Here is a 20,796-nt window from a genome sequence, read left to right as displayed (position 1 = left end):
TTCGGAGTCCAGCCTAGGCAGCCGGACTCCGTGCGCCGACGAAAGGACGGGGTCTTGTGACGGATCTGGTACGTGTCGCGCACCGCTCCGGTACCCTCCGTGCTCCCGTCGTCCCGGTTCGTCAGATCCAGGTGTTGAACCACATCCGCTTGCGCCAGTCGACCATCGGAATCGTCTCTCCCGTATACAGGGGGTGGAAGAAGAGAAAGTTCCACATGATCAGCAGGACGACCAGGCCGGCCGCCGCCCCGCCGATGATCCGGCGGTCCCGGGACGCCGTGGCGGGCCCGATCAGCGCGCCGACCAGCATGGTCACCGCGAGCACCAGGAACGGCACGAAGCAGACCGCGTAGAAGAGGAAGATCGTCCGCTGCTGGTAGGCGAACCACGGGAGGTAGCCGGCGGCCAGGCCGCAGAGCACCGCGCCGGCCCGCCAGTCGCGCCGGACGGCCCACCGCCACAGGCAGTAGACCAGGGCGATCACACCGGCCCACCAGAGCAGCGGGGTGCCGATGCCCAGCACCTCGCGGGCGCACTCGTTCACCGTGCAGCCTGCCGTCCCCTGCTTCGGGGACTCGTAGAAGAACGAGACCGGCCGGCCCAGCACCAGCCAGCTCCACGGGTTCGACTGGTAGGTGTGCGGGTCGCTCAGGTGGGTGTGGAAGTCGTAGACCGTCGAGTGGTAGTGCCAGAGCGCCCGCAGGCCCTCGGGGATCCACGGGAAGTCGGTGGTCCGGCCGACCGCCCAGTCACGGCCGTAGCCGCCCTGGTTCGGCGTGGTGCTGCTGGCGAACCAGCCCCACCAGGAGGTGATGTAGACGACCGCCGAGACGGCCACGACCGAGACGAAGGCGGGCACCGCGTCCCGGACCAGCGTCCACAGGTAGGGGCGCTCGGCCCCGGCCAGCCGGCGCGAGCCGACGTCCCACAGCACCGTCAGCAGACCGAAGGCGGCCGCCACGTACAGGCCGCTCCACTTGGTCGCGCAGGTCAGGCCGACGCAGACGCCGGCCGCGATCCGGTACGGGCGCCAGCCGAGGTTGAGCCGGCGGGCGAGGGCCGCGTCCGGACCGCCGTCGCCGTGCGCCGCGAGCCGGGCGGCGATCAGGGCCCTGGTGCGGTCGCGGTCCAGCAGCAGGAAGCCGAACGCGGCGAGGATCCAGAACATCACCACGAGGTCCAGCAGCGCCGAGCGGCTCATCACGAAGTGCAGGCCGTCCACGGAGAGCAGCACGCCGGCCACGCAGCCCAGCAGGGTGGAGCGGAACAGCCGGCGGGCGATCCGGGCCACCATCAGCACCGACAGGGTGCCGAGCAGGGCCACCGCGAACCGCCAGCCGAAGGGGTTCATGCCGAACACCTGGATGCCGGCGCCGATGATCCACTTGCCGACCGGGGGATGCACCACGTACGACGGGTTCGGCCGGTACGGGACCGGTTCGCCCGCCATGATCTGCTCGTTGGACGTCTCCGGCCAGCTGATCTCGTAGCCGCCGTGCCAGAGCGCGTAGGCGTCCTTGGCGTAGTAGGTCTCGTCGAACATGACCGCGTTCGGCGAGCCGAGGTCGTTGAACCGCAGCGCGCCCGCGAACAGGGCCACCGCGAGCGGGCCGAGCCAGCCGGCCCAGCGGACCAGCCAGGACCACAGCGGTGCCGGCAGGGACAGGCCCAGACGGAGCAGCAGCGGCGAGGGCGGGACCCGCTTCGGGGTGACGCCCGGGCCGTCCGGCATCGGCGGGACCAGGCGCTCGGCCAGGGTCGCGGCGGGCGCCGGCGCGTAGCCGAAGCGGGCCAGGCCGCGCAGCCAGGCCGGGCGCGGCGGGGGTGGTGGCGGGCCGGGTATCGAGGCGTCGCCCGCGGGCCCCTCCGGGCCCCCGGGGCCGTCCTGGGGCCCGCCGGGGTCACCGGGGGCGTCCGTGCCGCCGTCCGGGTCGCGGGGGCCGGGCAGGGCGGACGACGACGGCTGGTCCCCGAGGACCGGCACGCCGACGTCACCCCGCGCGGTGTGGTCTGTACCAGTGGGCGTCTGCGCCGCCGTGTCGCCGTTCATCCGCCACATGGTAGGGGTGCGTCGTGAAGCTGTGACCGCTCCCTCCGAAGCTGCCCGAAACATCACCAAAAGCGCCCGGCGGCCGGTTGCTGGAAGGATGGGGTCCGTGACAGGAGTACTCGTACTGGCAGGCACCCCCATCGGCGACGTCGCGGACGCCCCGCCCCGGCTGCTCACGGAGCTGGCCGCCGCGGACGTCATCGCGGCGGAGGACACCCGGCGGCTGCGCCGGCTCACCCAGGCGCTCGGGGTGACCCCGGCCGGGCGGGTGCTCTCCTACTTCGAGGGCAACGAGGTCGGGCGCACCCCCGAGCTGGTCGAGGCGCTGCTCGGCGGCGCCCGGGTGCTGCTCGTCACCGACGCCGGGATGCCGTCGGTCTCCGACCCCGGCTACCGGCTGGTGGCCGCCGCGGTCGCGGCCGGCGTCCGGGTGACCGCGGTGCCGGGGCCGTCCGCGGTGCTCACCGCGCTGGCGCTGTCCGGGCTGCCGGTCGACCGGTTCACCTTCGAGGGCTTCCTGCCGCGCAAGAGCGGCGACCGGGCCCGGCAGCTGGCGGCCGTCGCCGCCGAGCCGCGCACCATGGTGTTCTTCGAGGCCCCGCACCGGATCGCCGAGACGCTGGCCGCGATGGCCGGGGCGTTCGGCACCGAGCGGCCCGCCGCGGTCTGCCGCGAGCTGACCAAGACCTACGAGGAGGTCAGGCGCGGGCCGATCGGCGAGCTGGCGGCCTGGGCGGCCGAGGGCGTCCGGGGCGAGATCACCGTCGTGGTGGCCGGCGCGCCGCCGGCCGCGCCGCAGGAGCTGACCCCGGCCGAGCTGGCCCGGCTGGTGGCCGTCCGGGAGGAGGCCGGCGAGCGCCGCAAGGAGGCGATCGCGGCGGTCGCGTCCGAACTGTCGGTACCCAAACGGGAGGTGTTCGACGCGGTGGTGGCCGCCAAGAACGCGGCCGCGGGCGCCGCCGGCTGAACCGCCGGGAACGCCTTCGCAGGGCCCCTGAGCTGCGGGTACGTACGGTTCGTGGGCGAGGTGCCGGAGGGCCCGCGGGCGCGTACCTTGGAGAGAAGGCCCCGGGTAAACACCCGTCGAGCTGAAGTTTCGGTCGAGGATTCCGGACAGGACCCACCCTTTCGTATAGGGATTCCCAACCCACCTCCAAGACTTCACAAGACGGGCATCGCCGGGGGCGTTCCGGGCATTTCCTGGGATGGAAAGACCCAGCCGGGCGAGCGCCCGGCGGGCGCTGGGAGACGGCTATGAGCGAGACGATCGGTAGCCCCCGCGGTGGCAACGCCCTGAGCGACCCCGGCCCGAGCGGCACCGGCCCGAGCGGCCGGACGCACACTCCCGTCGAGACCGTCCGGGAGGCCTACTCCTTCGCGTGCCTGAGCTGCGGGTACGGCTGGGAGCAGGCGTACGACATCGAGCACCACGCCGCCCGCGACGGGCACGTCGTCTTCGAGTACCACGCCAACGGAGTCCGGGTGCCGTCGCCGCTGCTCAAGCCGACCTGCCCGGGCTGCGGCGGCCACACCGTCCGGATCATGCGCGAGGGCCGGGTGGCGGTCGCGGACCAGCCCTGGCAGCACGCCCCCGGGTACGCGGCGCACGGCGAGCCGGCCGGGGCGGCGGGCGCGGTGGCCCGGCCGGTGCGGACGGCGCCGTCCGGCGGGCGCTGGGCGCGGTTCTGGGCGCGGCTGCGGGGCTGAGCGCGGCACGGGCGGTGCGGGCCGGCGGTCCGGGTGGCTCCCGGGCGGCCGGCCCCCGCCGTGCGCGACGGGCGTGGCCGGGGGCGGACGCGGGCCCGACTAAGCTTGCGGACCATGGCGGCCACTGCAGAGCACAGCAACACCGGGGGCACCACCCCCGCGTACTACGTCACCACCCCGATCTACTACGTCAACGATCGTCCCCACCTCGGCCACGCGTACACCACCGTGGCGGGCGACGTGCTGACGCGCTGGCACCGCCAGCGCGGCGAGAAGGTCTGGTACCTGACCGGCACCGACGAGCACGGTCAGAAGATCCTGCGCACCGCCGAGGCGAACGGCGTCACCCCGCAGGAATGGTGCGACAGGCTGGTCGAGGAGGCCTGGAAGCCGCTCTGGCAGCACCTGGAGATCGCCAACGACGACTTCATCCGCACCACGCAGGAGCGGCACACCGCCCGGGTGCAGGAGTTCGTCCAGGACCTGTACGACAAGGGCGAGATCTACAAGGGCGGCTACTCCGGCCCGTACTGCGTCGGCTGCGAGGAGTACAAGCTCCCCGCCGAACTGCTCGACGGCGCCACCGGGGACGAGAAGCTCTGCCCGATCCACAAGAAGCCGGTCGAGTGGCTGGAGGAGGAGAACTACTTCTTCCGCCTCTCCGCGTACGGGCCGAAGCTGCTGGAGTTCTACGCCCGCAACCCCGGCTTCATCGCCCCCGAGACGGCCCGCAACGAGGTGCTGCGCTTCGTCGAGCAGGGCCTCCAGGACCTCTCCATCTCCCGCTCCACCTTCAACTGGGGCGTCCCGCTGCCCTGGGACGAGAAGCACGTGCTCTACGTGTGGGTGGACGCGCTGCAGAACTACATCACCGCGGCCGGCTACGGCGCCGACCCGGAGCGGTTCGCCGAGCTGTGGCCCGCGTCGGTGCACCTCGTCGGCAAGGACATCCTGCGCTTCCACGCGGTGATCTGGCCCGCGATGCTGATGGCCGCCGGGCTGCCGCTGCCCAAGCGGGTCGTCGCCAACGGCTGGCTGATGGTCGGCGGCGAGAAGATGTCCAAGTCCAACCTGACCGGCATCGCGCCCACCGACCTGACCTCGCACTTCGGCGTGGACGCGTACCGCTACTACTTCCTGCGGGCCATCCCGTTCGGCACCGACGGCTCGTTCTCCTGGGAGGACTTCACCGCCCGGTACACCTCGGAGCTGGCCAACGACTTCGGCAACCTGGCCTCCCGGGTGGCGGCCATGGTCGGCAAGTACTTCGACGGCGCGCTGCCGGCCGAGGCGGGGCGGGGCGAGGCGGAGCTCGCCGTCGCGGCGGGCCTCGCGACGGCGGTCGCGACCGCAGACCGGAAGATCGGCGAGGAGCTGGACTTCGCGGGCGGGCTCGCGGCGGTCTTCGAGTTCGTCAAGCAGGTCAACGGCTACCTCACCGAGCAGGAGCCGTGGAAGGTCGCCAAGGACGACTCGGCCGGGGGCCGGGCCCGGCTGGCCACCATCCTGTACACCGCCGCCGAGTCGCTGCGGGCCACCGCCGTGCTGCTCAACCCCGTGATGCCGGCCACCGCCGAGAAGCTCTGGGCGTCGCTGGGCGCGGCCGAGGGCCTGGGCGCGCTCGCCGCGCAGACCGTCGCCGAGGCGGGGCAGTGGGGCCGGCTGCCCGCCGGTGCCACCGTCACCAAGGGCGAGATCCTGTTCCCGCGTCTTGAGGAGAAGCCGGCCTCCTGAGGCCGGCGGGAGTCGGGTGGCGGCCGGTGCGTTCCGGCCGCCGCCTTCCGGCCGCCGTCGATGGTGCGCGGCCGGTGCCGTGCTGCTGTGCTGCCGGTGCTGCTGCCGGTGTCCTCCCGCGGTCGGCGTCGCCGGGGCGCGGGCGGCCGCCGCGGGGCCGGTGAGGGCCGACCGGGCCCGGTGAGGGCCGATCCAGGCCGGAGGAGTCCGGCCGTTTCCCGGAGAAGGACGAACTGATGCCGAAGAAGGACGACGACCGGTCCACCCCGCCGCCGCTGCCCGCGCCGCTCGCGGTCGCGGTGGCCGACTCGCACACCCACCTGGACATGCAGTCCGGCACGCCCGAGGAGGGCCTCGCCCGGGCCGCCTCGGTCGGGGTGACCACCGTCGTCCAGGTCGGCTGCGACGTGCCGGGATCGCGCTGGGCCGCCGAGCTGGCGGCCCGTTTCGAGCAGGTGCACGCCGCCGTCGCCCTGCACCCCAACGAGGCGCCGCGGATCTTCCTCGGCGACCCCGACGGCTGGTCCGGGCAGCGGCGGGAGCCCGGCGGGCAGGCGGCGCTGGACGCGGCGCTGGCCGAGATCGACGCGCTCGCCGCGCTGCCGCAGGTCCGCGCCGTCGGCGAGACCGGGCTCGACTACTTCCGCACCGGGCCGGAGGGCGTGGAGATCCAGAAGGAGTCGTTCCGCCGCCACATCGCGATGGCCAAGCGGCACGGCAAGGCCCTGGTGATCCACGACCGGGACGCCCACGAGGACGTCATCGCCGTCCTGCTGGAGGAGGGCGCCCCCGAGCGGACCGTCTTCCACTGCTACTCGGGCGACGCGGAGATGGCCAAGGTCTGCGCCGAGCACGGCTGGTACCTCTCCTTCGCCGGCCCGGTCACCTTCAAGGCCAACCAGCCGCTGCGCGACGCCCTGGCCGCCACCCCGCTGGACCGGATCCTGGTCGAGACCGACGCCCCCTTCCTGACCCCGCACCCCTACCGCGGCCGCCCGAACGCCCCGTACCTCGTCCCGGTCACCGTGCGCTCGATGGCCGAGACCCTGGGGCTCTCCGAGGACGGGCTCGCCGGCGCGATCGCGGCCAACACGGCGCGGGCGTTCGGGTACTGATCGCAGGGCCGGCCGGGGCCGGCGGAGTGGGGCCGGCGGAGTGGGGCCGGGCGGGGCGGCGGCGACCCGGCGGCCGTCCACCGGTTCCGGCGGGACGAGGGGCACGGGACGAGGGGCACGGGGCACGGGGCGAAGGGCGGCCACCCGCCCGGTGCGCAGCACGAGGGCCGTGCCGCGTACCTTCGCGCGCCCCGCGCCGCGGAGACCGGCCTCGCGGCGGCCGCCGAGCCGTCCGGGCCCGGCGCGCCCGTATCCTTGGCGGGTGAGCACCACCGACCCCACCCCTGACAGCCGCCCCCAGCCTTCGGCCGGGGGGACCCCCTTGCTCGGCGGCGCGGACATCCGGGCGCTGGCGGACGCGTTCGGCGTGAAGCCGACCAAGCAGCGCGGGCAGAACTTCGTCATCGACGGCAACACCGTGCGGCGGATCGTCCGGGCCGCGGAGGTGACCGGGGAGGACGCGGTGGTCGAGGTCGGCCCCGGACTCGGGTCGCTGACGCTCGCGCTGCTGGAGACCGCCCGGCACGTCACGGCCGTGGAGATCGACCCGGTGCTGGCGCGGCACCTGCCGGACACCGTCGCCGCCCGGATGCCCGGCCGCGCCGGGGCGTTCGACCTGGTCCTCAGCGACGCCATGCTGGTCACCGAGCTGCCCGGGCCGGCGCCGACCGCGCTGGTCGCCAACCTGCCGTACAACGTGGCCGTGCCGGTGCTGCTGCACATGCTCGCCACCTTCCCCAGCATCGAGCGCACCCTGGTGATGGTGCAGAGCGAGGTCGCCGACCGGCTCGCCGCCAAGCCGGGCAACAAGGTCTACGGCGTCCCGTCGGTCAAGGCCAACTGGTACGCCGAGGTGAAGCGGGCCGGGGCGATCGGGCGGAACGTGTTCTGGCCCGCGCCCAACGTCGACTCCGGGCTGGTCTCGCTGGTCCGCCGCGACCCGCCGCGGACCACCGCGCGCCGGGAGGAGGTGTTCGCGGTCGTCGACGCCGCGTTCGCCCAGCGCCGCAAGACCCTGCGGGCCGCGCTGGCCGGCTGGGCGGGCTCCGCCGCCGCGGCCGAGCAGGCGCTCGCCGGCGCGGGGATCGACCACAGGCTGCGCGGTGAGATGCTCACCGTCGAACAGTTCGCCGCCATCGCCGAGCACAAGCCGCAGTAGGGGTCCTCACAGTGAGCGTCACGGTCCGCGTGCCCGCCAAGGTCAACGTCCAGCTCGGAGTCGGCGGCCTGCGCGCCGACGGCTTCCACGACCTCGCCAACGTCTTCTTCGCGGTCGCCCTCGGCGACGAGGTGACGGCGACGCCGGGCGGTCCCGGCACGGGCGTCACGCTCAGCTGCACCGGACCGGACGCCGAGGCGGTCCCGCTGGACGGCAGCAACCTCGCCGCCCGCGCCGCCCGGCTGCTCGCCGCCCGGCACGGCCTCGCGGAGCCCGACGTCCACCTGCACATCGACAAGGCCATCCCGGTCGCCGGGGGCATGGCCGGCGGCAGCGCCGACGGCGCCGCGGCGCTGGTCGCCTGCGACGCGCTGTGGGAGCTGGACACCCCCTCCGGGGTGCTGCTGGAACTCGCCGCCGAACTCGGCTCCGACGTGCCGTTCGCCCTGGTCGGCGGTGTCGCCCTGGGCCGTGGCCGGGGCGAGATCCTGACGCCGCTGCCGGTCTCCGGCAGCCACCACTGGGTCTTCGCGGTCGCCGACGGCGGCCTGTCCACGCCCGCCGTCTTCCGGGAGTGCGACCGTCTCCGCGAGGAGGACGGCACCGGCTCCGGCGAGGCCGAGGTGCCCACCCCCGACGCCGACCCCGCACTGCTCGCCGCCCTCGCCGCGGGCGACGCCGTCGCCCTGGCCGGCGCGCTCACCAACGACCTGCAGCCGGCCGCCCTCTCGCTGCGTCCGGCGCTCGCCGACACCCTGCGGGCCGGCACCGAGGCCGGGGCGATCGGCGCCCTGGTCTCCGGCTCCGGGCCGACCTGCGCGTTCCTGGCCAAGGACGCGGACGCCGCGGAGGCCGTCGCGGCCGCCCTGCGGGCCTCCGGCAGCTGCCGGGCCGCGCACGTCACGCACGGGCCGGTGCCGGGCGCGGCGGTGGTGGCCGGGCGGTAGCGGCCGGTCGGCTGGGGTCGGCTGGCTGGTCGGCCGGCCGGCTGGTCGGGGGCTGCGGCGTCGGCAGCCTCGGGGCCGGGGCCCGGGGGAACCGGCGAGGCGGGGAACCGGAAGCCGCCGGAGGGCGGGGGCCGTCCGGCCGACGGCGCGGGGACCCGCGACGGGCGCACTAGGCTGGGGAGGATCCGGGCTCCGCCCGAGCCAGGACCCCCGTCGAACCCAGGAGCGCAGCACACGTGGCCGTCAACCTCGCCACCATCGAGTCCGTCACGAAGGTGTACGGCACCCGGGCCCTTCTGGACGGGGTCAGCCTCGGCGTCAGCGAGGGGGACCGGATCGGCGTCGTCGGACGCAACGGCGACGGCAAGACCACCCTGATCCGGATGCTCGCCAAGCTGGAGGAGGTCGACAGCGGCCGGATCACCTGGTCCGGCGGCCTGCAGCTGGCCGTCCTCACCCAGCACGACTCGCTGGACCCCGCGGCCACCATCAGGCACGAGGTCATCGCCGACCGCGCCGACCACGAGTGGCTCGGCGACGCCCGCATCCGCGACATCGTCGAGGGCCTCTTCGGCGGCCTCGACCTGCCCGGCTTCCCCGACGGCCTGGACACCGTCATCGGCCCGCTCTCCGGTGGCGAGCGCCGCCGGATCGCCCTCGCCAAGCTGCTGCTCGGCTCGCCGGACCTCATCGTCCTCGACGAGCCCACCAACCACCTCGACGTCGAGGGCATCGCGTGGCTCGCCCGGCACCTCCAGGCCCGCCGCTCCGCGCTCGTCTGCGTCACCCACGACCGGTGGTTCCTCGACCAGGTCTGCACCCGGATGTGGGACGTCCAGAACGGCTCCGTCCACGAGTACGAGGGCGGCTACTCCGACTACGTCTTCGCGCGCGCCGAGCGCTCCCGGATCGAGGCCGTCGAGGAGCAGAAGCGGCAGAACCTCGCCCGCAAGGAGCTCGCCTGGCTGCGCCGCGGCGCCCCCGCCCGCACCTCCAAGCCGCGCTACCGGATCGAGGCCGCCAACGCGCTGATCGCGGACGTCCCGGAGCCGCGCGACAGGAGCGAGCTGATGAAGTTCGCCAACGCGCGCCTCGGGCGGACGGTGTTCGACCTGGAGGGCGTGACGGTCAAGGCCGGCCCGAAGCTGCTGCTGGAGAACCTCGACTGGCAGCTCGGCCCGGGCGACCGGATCGGCCTGCTCGGCGTCAACGGCGCCGGCAAGACCTCGCTGCTGCGCGCGATGCGCGACGCGTACACCTCGGAGGGCGACGTCCAGCCCACGTCCGGCGTCGTCAAGGTCGGCAAGACGGTGCGGCTGGCGTACCTCTCCCAGGAGATCGCCGAGCTCGACCCGGCCATCCGGGTCCTCCAGGCCGTCGAGCAGGTCCGCTCCCGGGTCGACCTCGGCAAGGGCCGGGAGATGAGCGCCGGTCAGCTCTGCGAGCAGTTCGGCTTCGGCAAGGACAAGCAGTGGACGCCGGTCGGCGACCTCTCCGGCGGCGAGCGGCGCCGGCTCCAGCTGCTCCGGCTGCTGATGGACGAGCCCAACGTGCTGTTCCTCGACGAGCCCACCAACGACCTCGACATCGAGACGCTCAACCAGCTGGAGGACCTGCTCGACGGCTGGCCCGGCTCGATGGTCGTCATCAGCCACGACCGCTTCTTCATCGAGCGGACCACCGACGTGACGTACGCGCTGCTCGGCGACCGGCGGATGCGGATGCTGCCGAACGGCGTCGACGAGTACCTGGAGCGACGGGCCGCGATGGCCGCCGCCGTGGCGGCAGCCGCTGCCGCCGCTGCCGGTGCAGCGGCTCCGGGCGGGACCGCCACTGCGGCCGGCGGGGAGGCCGGGGCGTCCGCGCTGTCCGGCGGGGACCTGCGGGCGGCGAAGAAGGAGCTGCAGAAGCTGGAGCGGCAGATCGCCAAGCTGGACGAGAAGGAGTCCAAGCTGCACGCCCAACTCGCCGAGCACGCAGCCGACTTCTCCAAGGTCGCGGAGCTGGACGGTCAGCTGCGGGCGGTCCGGGACGAGAAGGAGGAGCTGGAGATGAGCTGGCTGGAGCTGGCCGAGCAGGTCTGATCCGCCCGAGCAGGTCTGATCCGCCCGAGCAGGTCTGATCCGCCCGAGCAGGACTGATCCGCCCGAGCAGGACTCACGTGCCCGCTGCCTCAGGAGCCTTCGCCGGGGGCGGTGGGGACGGCGGGCGCGCTGTGGGGGCCGGGGCTGTCCGGGCCGCCGGGAGTGGTGGCGAGGAGCGCGTCCAGCTCGTCCGCCGCACGGCCCAGCGCGCTGCGTGCAGGATCGTGCGGCCGGGTCGGGCGGGCCGTCGCGCGGGTCGGCGGACGGTGCGCGCGGGCGGCGGCCGTCAGCTCGTCCAGCGCCCGGCCGATCCGGTCCACCTCGGCCCGGTCCGGCACCCGCCCGCCGTACCGGCGCTGCGCCGCGAAGGCCGCCACCGCGCCGCTCAGCCGCTCCAGGGCGGCCGTCGCCGGCAGCCACTCGGCGGCCAGCCTGCCGGTCGGGGGCGGCTCGGCGAGGCCCTGCTCCACCTCGGCGCGGGCGTCGGCGAGGGCGCGGTAGGCGGTGCGGCGCAGCCAGACCTCGGCGTGCGGCTGCGACTGCGGTCGTGGCTGCGGCGGCTGGTGGGGGTGGGGCGGCTGGTCGGGGTGGGGCCCGGTTCCGGCGGGTGCGGTGCGGTCGGGTGCGGTGCGGTCGGGGCCGGTGCGATCGGGGCCGGCTGTTCGGTCGGGTCCTCCGGGGCGGGGGGCTTCCTGCGGCCGGGCGACCGAGGACAGGTAGGCCTTGAGCGCGGTCGTCGCCGTCACCAGTCGCGGTTCGATCCGGTGCCGCGGACGCTCCGGCCACAGCAGGTAGCCGAACACCAGCACGATCGCGCTCGCCAGCGCGGTGTCCAGCACCCGTGGCCAGAACTCGGCCGCGCCGTCCTGGCCGCCCAGTTCCAGCAGCACCAGTGCCATCGGCGTCATCACCACGGTGTTCAGCCCGTAGTGGGCCGCCGTCGCGTACGGCAGCAGGGCCACGCACAGCGCGGCGATCGCCACCAGCGCCCAGGGTCCGCCGGCCGGCGCCAGCACGGCCGCCGTCACCGCCACCCCCAGCACCGTGCCGACCGAACGGCTCACCGCGCGCAGGAACACCGACCCGAGGTCCGGCTTCAGGACGAAGGCGATCGTCATCGGCACCCAGTAGCTCCTGCTGAGCGGCAGGGCGGCCGTCACCACCGCGCCGACCGCGACGCACAGCGCGAGCCGCGCCCCGTACCGGGCCGCGCCCGGCGAGACCAGCCGCACCCGCAGCCGCCAGGGGTCCGGCGGCGGGGCCGGCGCCGTTCCGAGCACGGCCGCCCGGCCCGCCACCGTCCCGGCGGCCGCGCGCAGCGCCGCGTCCAGGGCCTGCCGGGACGGCGTGTCCGGCGCCCAGTCGGGCACCATCACCTCACCGCCGCCGCGCTCCACCGCCCGGGCCAGCAGACCGGGGACGGCGGCCACCCCCGGCGGCACGGGCCGCCAGGCCCAGAGCAGTCCGGTGGCCGCCTCGGTCGCGGCCAGCGCGGCGCGGTACATCTGGTGGACCCGGTCCGGGGCCGGGGCCGGGTTCCCGTTCCGGTGCGGGCCGCGCCGGTGGTGCGGTGGCGGCAGGACGTCCTGGAGCTGGTTCAGACGGGCGGTCAGCACCTGGCGGGACGCCGCGCCGCGCGGCGTCCCGAGGTCGGCGAGCATCCGGCCGAGCGCGTCGTACGCGGCGGCGAGCGCCCGGACGCCGGGATCGGCGCGGGCCGTCCGGCGGCCGCGCAGCGGGAGGCCGAGGAGGAGCACCAGCGCGGCGCCCGCCGGCATCATCGGCGCCGCCGCCCACCACGGGTGCGGCAGCGGCATGCCACTGCCGAGCGTGGCCGAGACGAGCAGCAGCAGGCCGGCCGCCGAACCGCGCGGCCCGGTCGCGCTCAGCGCGCCGGAGACGAAGGCGGTCACGGTGAGCGCGGCGCCCAGCGTGAGCGCGCCCGCGCCGAGGTGCTGGAGGGAACTCCCGATCAGCATGCCCAGCGCCGAGGCGGACACCGCGGTGGCGATCCGCCGGGCCCGCAGCCGGCCCGGCTCGACGCGGTCGTTCATGGTGGCGTGCATCGCGCCGAGTCCGGCGAACACCCCGAGGTCCACCCGGTGCGCCAGCACACCGGCGGCCAGCGCCAGCGCCATCCCGAGCGCGGCCCGCGCCATCGGCGCCCACGGCAGCGGCGGCCGGGCCGGCCGCGCCGCCCGGGCCCACCAGGACACACCGGCGGGAGGGTTGGGGTTCACGTGGAGCATCCGATCCGCGGCGGGGCCGGACCCGGGGACGGGCCCCCGAGCGGGGGCGGTACCGGACCGGGGCGGCCAGGGTCGCTGCTGTGCGACGTTGCGCGGCAGATGAGGTCGCGTCCGGGCGTGCCGGACCGGGCCAGTCTACCGGTGGCCCCCGCACGGTCCGGGCGGGCGCTCCGCCGGGTGGCACGTGTCAGGTTCGTACCGATCGCATACGGGCGGGCCACGGTCCCTGCCGGTTCGACGGAGGCGGTGGCTACGATGACCGAGGCGCCGTTCGTCCCGAGGGACGGACGGTTTCGCCGGGCGGACAGGCAGGGGCCCACACCCCGGACGTGTCCTTCCCGCGCGAACAGGCTGTAGGACCGAGCAGTTGACGGTGTGTCGCGGCGCGGCGACCCTGCGGAGCGCGCCGCGTACGGGGGAGAGGTGGATTGCTGTGCCAGGCGAGGCTGGACCGGGTGGCGCGGGCTGGGCGGAAGGCCCCAACGGCGAGGTGAAGCCGTGGACGCTCGACAACAGTTGGATCGGCCGGGTGGTCGGCCAGGTCCAGGTCGACGTCAGTGCCACCGCGCTGGTGGCGGCGTTCGGCTCCAAGGACGTCAAGATCGAGCTGGACACGCTGACCGCCTTCAAGAAGAAGGTCGACGCGCTCCTGGCCTCACTGGAGGGCTCGGAGGCCGCGCAGCACAAGATCAAGGAACAGAAGCTGAGTGCGGGGAACCTCGGCACCGGCTTCCACGAGTCCGTGGATCTGATGGCCGCGTACGACAGGACGCACGCGGCCATCGCGCAGCTGTCGAAGGCGTTCGCGGAGCAGATCGACAGGATGGGCCAGGCGGTCGCGCAGACCGCGGGCAGCTACGGCAGCAACGAGGAGCACCAGACGGCGGCGGTCAAGGCGGTCGCGAAGAACGCGGACACCTACACCCCGGCCGCCGGGCCGAACGGGCCGGCGCCAGTGACGGGGAAGTACTGATGACCGGTTTGCGTGTTCGCTTCGTCGGGACGGGGAGCAGCTAATGGCAGGTGGAACGAACTTCGAGGCGATCGCCCATCCCCAGCTCAAGTCGATGATCGTCGGCAGTGACCCGACGAAGGTGACCAGTCGCGGCAACCAGCTCAAGGATGCCGGGCGAGTACTGGACGACCTCAGCCGGGCGCTGGCCGCCCACGTCGGCCAGATCCAGTGGGAGGGGCCTGCCGCCGAGAACTTCAAGACCTGGGCCGGCAACCTGCACAGGTCGGCGTCCATGATCAGTGAGTACTCGAAGGGCGCCGGCGATGCGATGGTTCAGGCCGGTGAGGCGCTGAGCACGGCCAAGACCGGTGTGCCGGAGGTGCCGGCCAAGGACATCGACACGGTGAAGCGGCACGCGGAACAGCCGTGCATCAAGCCCTCGCCGCTGAGCATCGCCGGCATCGGCAGCCCGTCCGTCAGTACTGACTGGATCATGAAGAAGGAGGACCCCACCTGGGTCTCCACCATCGAGGCCTCCGCGGCCCAGAAGAGGGTGGACACCGCTCACCAGGAAGCCATCCACCAGATGGAGAAGCTGGCGCAGGCCTACGAGGCCGCCACGACGAGGCTCAACGGGTTGAAGCTGCCCGAACTGCCCGGCCAGGCGGGTGCCGAGACGCACAGCGGAGCCGAGGAGGTCTCGGTCGGTGGCGGCGGCGGTGGCAGCACCGGATCGGGTGGAAGGTCGGGCAGTTCGCGCGGTGGCTACAGCGGTGGTGGTTACAACGTGGCCGGCGGTGGGGGGACCGGCGGGGGTGGAGGCTCCGTGACGCCGCGTCCGCCGGTGTCTGCGCCGCAGACGCCGGGGACTCCTGGGCACGGCACGCCGATCCCGCCGCGCGGCGGGTCGGTGCCGCTGCCGAGCGACCCGGGTGCGCCCGGCGCGGTGACTCCGGCTCCTGGGATCCCCGGGGACCGTCCGAGCACCGGGCTGGACAGTCTGCCGACGGTCCCGGCTCTGCCCGGGCAGACCGGCCCGGTGGGGCCCGCCGACGGCGGGCCCGTGTCGCCGTACCCCCAGGGCGGCGGTCCCGGGCAGCCGGGTACTCCGGGTGGAGGCCCGGCTCCCTTCCCCGGCGGCGGGCCCGTGCCGCTCGGCGGCACCGGACCGTTCACCGGGGGAACCGTGCCGTTGAAGGGCGGCGGGGGCCCCGTTCCCGTGAACCGGACCGGTCCCTTCGTCGGCGGGAACCCGCCATCGAGGAGCGCTGTCCCGGGGGCGTCCAACGGCGGGACGGTCTTCGGCGCCCGCGAGGCGGCCCAGGGCCGTGCCGGCGGGCCCGGCGGCACGGGCGGCTTCGGCGCTCCGGGTGGTGGTCTGCACCCGGGTGGCGGTGGCCAGGCCGGCGGCTCGCGCGGCCGGGGGTACAGCTCGACCGGTGGCGGTGTGGTCGGTGGGGCCAAGGGGCCGGTCGCGGGCGGGGAGTTCACCCCGGGCGGCAGTGGCCTGCGCAGCCGGGCGGCCGCGGCCGGTGCGGCGGCTGCCGAGGGCGCGATGCGGCCGGGCCAGAACGGAATGATGGGCGGCCCGGGCATGACGGGCGGCGCGGGGGAGCGGCGAGACCGTGATCGCCGCAAGCGTGCCGACTACCTGCACGAGGACGAGGAGACCTGGACCAGCGGTACTCCGAAGAGCAATCCGGGCGTGATTGAGTAGTGCGGAACGACTGCCCGGCCACTGGGGCGAACCCGGTGGCCGGGCAGTCCTGCGCGGGGTGAGGCCCCTGCGCGACGGGGAAAGTGACGAGGGAGCAGCGATGCGGCGGACGAACGTACGTGTGAGCGGGCGGGGGTTCGCCGCGACGGTTCTGGCGGCCGGGCTGGTGGCGGGGCCGGCCGTGGGGCCTGCCGCCGCAGCCGACTCGATCCGTGAGCAGCAGTGGCATCTGGACACCATGAAGGTGTCCGAGATGTGGAGAACCAGCAGAGGGCAGGGCATTGTCGTCGCGGTGATCGACAGCGGCTTCCAGCTGAACCACCCCGACCTGGCGGGACAGTTCCTCCCGGGGAAGGATCTCAGCGGACTGCCGGGTGGCATCGAGGAGGACAAGAGCGGCCACGGCACCCAGATGGCCTCGGTCATCGCCGGGACGGGCAAGGGACTGGGCGGTCAGGGTGCCTATGGGCTCGCGCCTTCGGTCAAAGTCCTACCGGTGAAGGTCAAGAACAACGCGAACACGGGCACGACGGTGAATGCGTCGGAGTTCCTCGGGCAGATCAGCCAGGCCATCACCTTTGCGGCCGAGCAGGGCGCCAAGGTCATCAGTATCTCGCAGGGAAGCGTCGCGGGAGAAGCGACCGCTGCCGACGTTGAGTCACTGAAGGCCGCGGTGGCGCGGGCGAACGGCAAGGGCTCACTGGTTGTCGCCAGTGTCGGGAACTCGGCGCAGAGCGGGAATCCGGTCGAGTATCCCGGGGCGATTCCGCTGGTGATCGGGGTCGGCGCGGTCGACCGGAACGGAACGGTCACCGCGGAGTCGGAACGAGGACCTCAAGTGGATCTCGCCGCTCCGGGGGTGGAGATCTACAGTGCCTGCACGGCATCGTCCGGCTACTGCAAGGGGCACGGCACGTCGGACGCGACAGCGCTCGTTTCGGCCTCGGCTGCCCTGGTGTGGGCGCTGCATCCCGACTGGACCAACAACCAGGTAGCGAGGGTGCTGATCAACACGGCCGGCCAGGCGGACGGTGGTGCGCAACGCAACGACTCCATCGGGTACGGCATCGTCCGGCCGCGGGTGGCGCTGACGGAGCCGGGGGATCCGGGGCCGGCGGATGTGTATCCGATCCAGGAGCAGCCGGTCGCCCAGCCTGTACCGACCACCTCCACCGCTCCCTCGCCGTCTTCGCCGACTGTCCCGTCCTCGTCGGCTTCGGCTTCGGCTTCGGCTGCCGCGTCCGCCGCTCCGGTGCCTCAGCAGGGCCCGGCCGCCGGCGACGCCGGAGACTCGGGGGGCACCCTGCCCGTCGTGGTGGCCGTGGTGGTGGTGCTGGTGCTGGTGGGTGGGGTCGCGGTGGTCGTGGTGAGGAGGCGGCAGGGGTAGGGGGTGGTGTGTCGGGGGTGGGGGGCGTGGGGGTGGGGCGGGGCGCGGGTGTCACTCGGGTGGGTGCTGTCGGGGTGGGGGTGGGGGTCGCCAGGGTGGGGGCATGGGTGCGACGGGGCAGATGCGGCGGGCCGCTGCGGCGGCGTTGATCGGCACGGCGATCGAGTTCTACGACTTCTTCATCTACGGGACGGCGGCGGCGCTCGTCTTCGGTGAGGTGTTCTTTCCCGAACTGGGCACGGTGGGAGCGCTGTTGGCGGCGTTCTCGGTGTACGCGGTGGCGTTCCTGGCGCGGCCGCTGGGGGCGGTGCTGTTCGGGCACTTCGGGGACCGGCTGGGGCGCAGGGCCACGCTGGTGGTGTCGCTGCTGCTGATGGGGGTGTCGACGGCGGCGGTGGGGGTGCTGCCGGGGTTCGCGGCGTGGGGGTGGTGGGCGCCGGTGGTGCTGGTGGTGCTGCGGGTCTGTCAGGGGGTCGGGCTGGGCGGGGAGTGGGGCGGGGCGGCGCTGCTGGTGGCGGAGAACGCGCCGGCCGGGCGGCGGGGGAGGTACGGGGCGTATCTGCAGCTGGGGCCGACGACGGGGTTCGTGCTGGCGAACGGGGTGTTCCTGGCGCTGCAACTCCGGCTGGACGAGGCGGCGTTCCGCTCCTGGGGCTGGCGGGTGCCGTTCCTGGCGTCGCTGCTGCTGGTGGGGGTGGGGCTGTTCGTGCGGCTGCGGCTGGAGGAGACGCCGCTGTTCCGGGGCGTGGAGCGGACGGGCGCCGAGCGGGCGCCGGTGGTGGAGGTGCTGCGCGGGCACTGGCGGACGGTGCTGGCGGGCTGCGGCGCGATCACGGTGGGGTACGCGCTGTTCTACCTGACCACCACGTACGCGCTGGCGTACGCGACGACCGGGCTCGGGGTGCCGAGCACGGTGGTGCTGTCGATGCTGCTGGCCGGGGCGGTGGGCAAGGCCGTGACGGTGTGGCTGAGCGCGCGGCGCAGTGACGGGTGGGGGCGCAGGCGGACGCTGCAGGGGGCGACGGGGCTGGCGGTGGCGTGGGGCCTGGTGCTGTTCCCGTTGCTGGAGACGGAGCGGCGGGGGCTGATGTTCGTCGCGCTGGCGGGGGCGATGGTGGTGCTGGGGTGCCTGCTGGGGCCGTTGGCGGCGTTCCTGCCCGAGCTGTTCCCGACCCGGGTGCGCTACACGGGGGCCGCGCTGACGTACAACCTGGGCGGTGTGGTGGGCGGTGCGACCACGCCGCTGATCGCGACCAGGCTGACCGAGGCGTACGGCACGGCGGAGCCGGTCGGCTGGTACCTGGCGGGGTGGGGAGTGGTGGCCCTGTTCTGCCTGCGGATGCTGCCGGAGACCGCCGGAACGGACCTCGCGCGGGCCGGTGGGCTGCGCGGCCGGGCGGCCGGGACCGATTTCCCAATCGGCCCCCCGGCCGTGTAATGTCTTCCTTGTTCGAGCGGACGGGTGGCGCGCAAAGCGGAGCCGGGAAGCGAGAACAGGGAACAGGCCCCTATAGCTCAGTCGGTAGAGCGTCTCCATGGTAAGGAGAAGGTCTGCGGTTCGATTCCGCATGGGGGCTCGGTCAGGACCTCCGCCATCAGGCGGGGGTCCTTTTCGTTGTGCCCGCGCGACCGGCGGCGCTGCATGACCGGCGGGACGGCGGGCCGGGGGCGTTCCCCTGGTGAGACGGCGCGGTGAGACGGTCTGGCAGGTCGGGTACGGAATGCGCTCTGATGGTGCGTCATCGGCCGCCTTCCCCAGCCGGGCGGGGCAGCGGGCGGGACGCCGACCTGGAGGGGTCTCATGGGTGTTCGCCTCGTCGTGGTGGACGACCACCGGCTGCTGGCCGAGGCGCTGGCCACCGCGCTCCAGTTGCGCGGTCACCGGGTGCTCGCGGTGGGCTCGCCGGCCGCGGCCGCGGCCGATCTGGTGGTCGGCCGGCGGCCGGAGGTCTGTTTGCTGGGGGTGTCGGCGCCGTCCGATCCCGGGGCCTTCGACGGGCTGCGCCGGATCCGCCGGGAGCGGCCGGAGGTGGCCGTCATCGTGCTCGGTCCGGTCGGTGAACTGCGCGGGGTGGCAGGGGCGTTCGCCTCGGGCGCGGCCGGCTACGTGCCGAGCGACGAGCGGATCGAGGTGGTCGAGCGGGCGATCGCCCGGGCCCGGGCGGGCGAGGCGGCGGTCGCCGTGGAGGTGCTGCGGGGCGCGTTCGACCAGCTGCTGAGGCCGGCGGCCGAGCCGGACGACGAGGCGGTCCGGCTGCTGCGGCTGCTGACCCGACGGGAGGTCCAGGTGCTGGCGCGGATCGCGGACGGCGAGGACACCGCGGCGATCGCGGCGGGGATGCGGATCGCGGCGAGCACGGCCCGTACGCACGTCCAGCGGGTGCTGATGAAGCTGGGCGCGCGGACCCGGCTGGAGGCGGCGGCGGTGGCGGCCCGCACCGGTCTGCTGGAGCGGATGGCGCGCGGCTGACGGACGGGTGGACGCGGGGTGCCGACAGGTGGACGGGCGGGCGCAAGCGGGGCGAACCGGGCGGAACGGTCGGGGAGGACGGCCTCCCGGATGGTCCGGAGCACCCTCCGCGGCCAGGGAGAATAGGCCGCAGTCGTACGTACGTCCCCGATGGTCCGCGACGGCGCGGTCCATCGCCCGCTGGAGGTCGCATCATGAGTAAGTACCTGGTCACGGGTGGCGCCGGCTATGTCGGCAGCGTGGTCGCCGCCCACCTGCTGGAGGCGGGACACCAGGTGACCGTCCTGGACGACCTCTCGACCGGTTTCCGCGAGGGCGTGCCGGCCGGTGCCGAGTTCGTCGAGGGCCGGATCCAGGAGGCGGGCGAGGTCCTGGACGGTTCGTTCGACGGTGTGCTGCACTTCGCCGCCTCCTCGCAGGTCGGCGAGTCCGTCGTGGACCCGGAGAAGTACTGGCGGAACAACGTCGCCGGCTCGCTGGAGCTGATCGGCGCGATGCGCGCGGCGGGGGTGCGCAAGCTGGTGTTCTCCTCGACCGCGGCCACCTACGGCGAGCCGGAGTCCGTGCCGATCGCCGAGACGGCCCGCACCGCGCCGACCAACACCTACGGCGCCACCAAGCTGGCCGTGGACCACCTGATCACCAGCGAGGCCGTCGCCCACGGGCTGGCCGCCGTCTCGCTGCGCTACTTCAACGTGGCGGGCGCGTACGGCGCGTACGGCGAGCGGCACGACCCCGAGTCGCACCTGATCCCGCTGGTGTTCCAGGCCGCGCTCGGGCAGCGCGAGCACATCGCGGTGTACGGCGACGACTACCCGACCACGGACGGCACCTGCATCCGCGACTACATCCACGTCGCGGACCTGGCCGACGCGCACCTGCTGGCGCTGGACGCCGCCAAGCCGGGCGAGCACCTGATCTGCAACCTGGGCAACGGCAGCGGCTTCTCGGTCCGCGAGGTGATCGAGTCGGTCAAGCGCGTGACCGGCCGGGAGATCCCGGTGGTGGTCTCCGGCCGTCGCGCCGGCGACCCGGCCGTGCTGGTGGCCTCCGCCGAGCGCGCCCACCAGGAGCTCGGCTGGACCCCGCGCCGCCCGAACCTGGACGACATCGTCGCCGACGCCTGGAAGTTCACCCTGGAGAAGAACGGCCTGTAGGCCCCGGCGCCCGCGGGACCGGTCCGGTCCTCCGGACGGAGCGCCGCCCCCGCACGGCCGGGGGC

Annotated in this window: 15 protein-coding genes and 1 tRNA gene; 14 read left to right on the top strand and 2 right to left on the bottom strand. The window is 74.3% G+C overall.

Features of this window, described 5'->3' with window-relative positions:
* Window positions 1–121 precede the first annotated feature (121 nt).
* Window positions 122–2,050: a dolichyl-phosphate-mannose--protein mannosyltransferase gene (locus ACFCX4_RS15330; protein WP_376142500.1), complete on the bottom strand. Its 1,929-nt coding sequence runs from the start codon at window positions 2,048–2,050 to the stop codon at window positions 122–124.
* 106 nt (window positions 2,051–2,156) lie between these two features.
* Here ACFCX4_RS15330 and rsmI point away from each other — a divergent pair, with 106 nt between their 5' ends.
* The 7 genes from rsmI (at window position 2,157) to ACFCX4_RS15295 (ending at window position 10,796) form a co-directional block, all read left to right on the top strand.
* Entirely contained in the window at window positions 2,157–3,017 is an 861-nt protein-coding gene (rsmI, locus tag ACFCX4_RS15325; protein WP_376142498.1) for a 16S rRNA (cytidine(1402)-2'-O)-methyltransferase, read from the top strand.
* A gap of 287 nt (window positions 3,018–3,304) precedes the next feature.
* Window positions 3,305–3,757, top strand: coding sequence for a hypothetical protein (locus ACFCX4_RS15320; RefSeq protein ID WP_376142496.1), 453 nt, complete (start codon window positions 3,305–3,307; stop codon window positions 3,755–3,757).
* Between the two features lie 114 nt (window positions 3,758–3,871).
* Window positions 3,872–5,491 (top strand): methionine--tRNA ligase, encoded by a 1,620-nt coding sequence (gene metG / locus ACFCX4_RS15315; RefSeq protein ID WP_376142494.1) that lies wholly within the window; start codon window positions 3,872–3,874, stop codon window positions 5,489–5,491.
* A gap of 236 nt (window positions 5,492–5,727) precedes the next feature.
* Complete coding sequence (locus ACFCX4_RS15310) at window positions 5,728–6,606, top strand: TatD family hydrolase (protein WP_376142492.1); 879 nt, start codon at window positions 5,728–5,730, stop codon at window positions 6,604–6,606.
* A 262-nt stretch (window positions 6,607–6,868) separates the two neighbouring features.
* Window positions 6,869–7,765, top strand: coding sequence for a 16S rRNA (adenine(1518)-N(6)/adenine(1519)-N(6))-dimethyltransferase RsmA (gene rsmA / locus ACFCX4_RS15305; protein WP_376142490.1), 897 nt, complete (start codon window positions 6,869–6,871; stop codon window positions 7,763–7,765).
* A gap of 11 nt (window positions 7,766–7,776) precedes the next feature.
* Window positions 7,777–8,712: a 4-(cytidine 5'-diphospho)-2-C-methyl-D-erythritol kinase gene (locus ACFCX4_RS15300; protein WP_376142488.1), complete on the top strand. Its 936-nt coding sequence runs from the start codon at window positions 7,777–7,779 to the stop codon at window positions 8,710–8,712.
* 236 nt (window positions 8,713–8,948) lie between these two features.
* On the top strand, window positions 8,949–10,796 hold the full coding sequence (locus tag ACFCX4_RS15295; protein WP_376142486.1) for an ABC-F family ATP-binding cassette domain-containing protein: 1,848 nt from the start codon (window positions 8,949–8,951) through the stop codon (window positions 10,794–10,796).
* 89 nt (window positions 10,797–10,885) lie between these two features.
* Here ACFCX4_RS15295 and ACFCX4_RS15290 read toward each other — a convergent pair whose 3' ends face one another.
* The gene (locus tag ACFCX4_RS15290; protein WP_376142484.1) at window positions 10,886–13,036 is read right to left on the bottom strand and encodes an FUSC family protein; all 2,151 of its coding nucleotides are present in this window, start codon (window positions 13,034–13,036) and stop codon (window positions 10,886–10,888) included.
* 442 nt (window positions 13,037–13,478) lie between these two features.
* On the opposite strand from ACFCX4_RS15290, the gene ACFCX4_RS15285 reads away from it, so the two are divergent.
* The 7 genes from ACFCX4_RS15285 (at window position 13,479) to galE (ending at window position 20,731) form a co-directional block, all read left to right on the top strand.
* Window positions 13,479–14,018, top strand: coding sequence for a hypothetical protein (locus tag ACFCX4_RS15285; protein ID WP_376142482.1), 540 nt, complete (start codon window positions 13,479–13,481; stop codon window positions 14,016–14,018).
* A 43-nt stretch (window positions 14,019–14,061) separates the two neighbouring features.
* Complete coding sequence (locus ACFCX4_RS15280; RefSeq protein ID WP_376142480.1) at window positions 14,062–15,717, top strand: hypothetical protein; 1,656 nt, start codon at window positions 14,062–14,064, stop codon at window positions 15,715–15,717.
* Window positions 15,718–15,817: 100 nt separating this feature from the next.
* A complete protein-coding gene (mycP, locus tag ACFCX4_RS15275; protein ID WP_376142478.1) occupies window positions 15,818–17,104 on the top strand; it encodes a type VII secretion-associated serine protease mycosin in 1,287 nt (428 codons plus the stop codon).
* 103 nt (window positions 17,105–17,207) lie between these two features.
* A complete protein-coding gene (locus ACFCX4_RS15270; RefSeq protein WP_376142476.1) occupies window positions 17,208–18,542 on the top strand; it encodes an MFS transporter in 1,335 nt (444 codons plus the stop codon).
* Window positions 18,543–18,608: 66 nt separating this feature from the next.
* Window positions 18,609–18,681 (top strand) — tRNA-Thr (locus ACFCX4_RS15265).
* Window positions 18,682–18,905: 224 nt separating this feature from the next.
* Entirely contained in the window at window positions 18,906–19,574 is a 669-nt protein-coding gene (locus ACFCX4_RS15260) for a LuxR C-terminal-related transcriptional regulator (protein ID WP_376142474.1), read from the top strand.
* 194 nt (window positions 19,575–19,768) lie between these two features.
* Complete coding sequence (gene galE / locus ACFCX4_RS15255) at window positions 19,769–20,731, top strand: UDP-glucose 4-epimerase GalE (RefSeq protein ID WP_376142472.1); 963 nt, start codon at window positions 19,769–19,771, stop codon at window positions 20,729–20,731.
* Window positions 20,732–20,796 lie beyond the last annotated feature (65 nt).

This window comes from Kitasatospora sp. NPDC056327 (assembly GCF_042261735.1).
In the GTDB taxonomy this organism is placed as follows: Bacteria; Actinomycetota; Actinomycetes; order Streptomycetales; family Streptomycetaceae; genus Kitasatospora.
Note: the sequence above shows the minus strand (reverse complement) of the source record. Positions and strands in the feature narration are given on the sequence as shown.

Coding starts and splice junctions, on each gene's coding strand:
- ACFCX4_RS15330 (WP_376142500.1), bottom strand. CDS start 2,050: ATGAACGGCGACACGGCGGCGCAGACGCCCACTGGTACAGACCACACC.
- ACFCX4_RS15320 (WP_376142496.1), top strand. CDS start 3,305: ATGAGCGAGACGATCGGTAGCCCCCGCGGTGGCAACGCCCTGAGCGAC.
- metG (WP_376142494.1), top strand. CDS start 3,872: ATGGCGGCCACTGCAGAGCACAGCAACACCGGGGGCACCACCCCCGCG.
- ACFCX4_RS15310 (WP_376142492.1), top strand. CDS start 5,728: ATGCCGAAGAAGGACGACGACCGGTCCACCCCGCCGCCGCTGCCCGCG.
- ACFCX4_RS15280 (WP_376142480.1), top strand. CDS start 14,062: ATGGCAGGTGGAACGAACTTCGAGGCGATCGCCCATCCCCAGCTCAAG.
- mycP (WP_376142478.1), top strand. CDS start 15,818: ATGCGGCGGACGAACGTACGTGTGAGCGGGCGGGGGTTCGCCGCGACG.
- ACFCX4_RS15270 (WP_376142476.1), top strand. CDS start 17,208: ATGGGTGCGACGGGGCAGATGCGGCGGGCCGCTGCGGCGGCGTTGATC.
- ACFCX4_RS15260 (WP_376142474.1), top strand. CDS start 18,906: ATGGGTGTTCGCCTCGTCGTGGTGGACGACCACCGGCTGCTGGCCGAG.
- galE (WP_376142472.1), top strand. CDS start 19,769: ATGAGTAAGTACCTGGTCACGGGTGGCGCCGGCTATGTCGGCAGCGTG.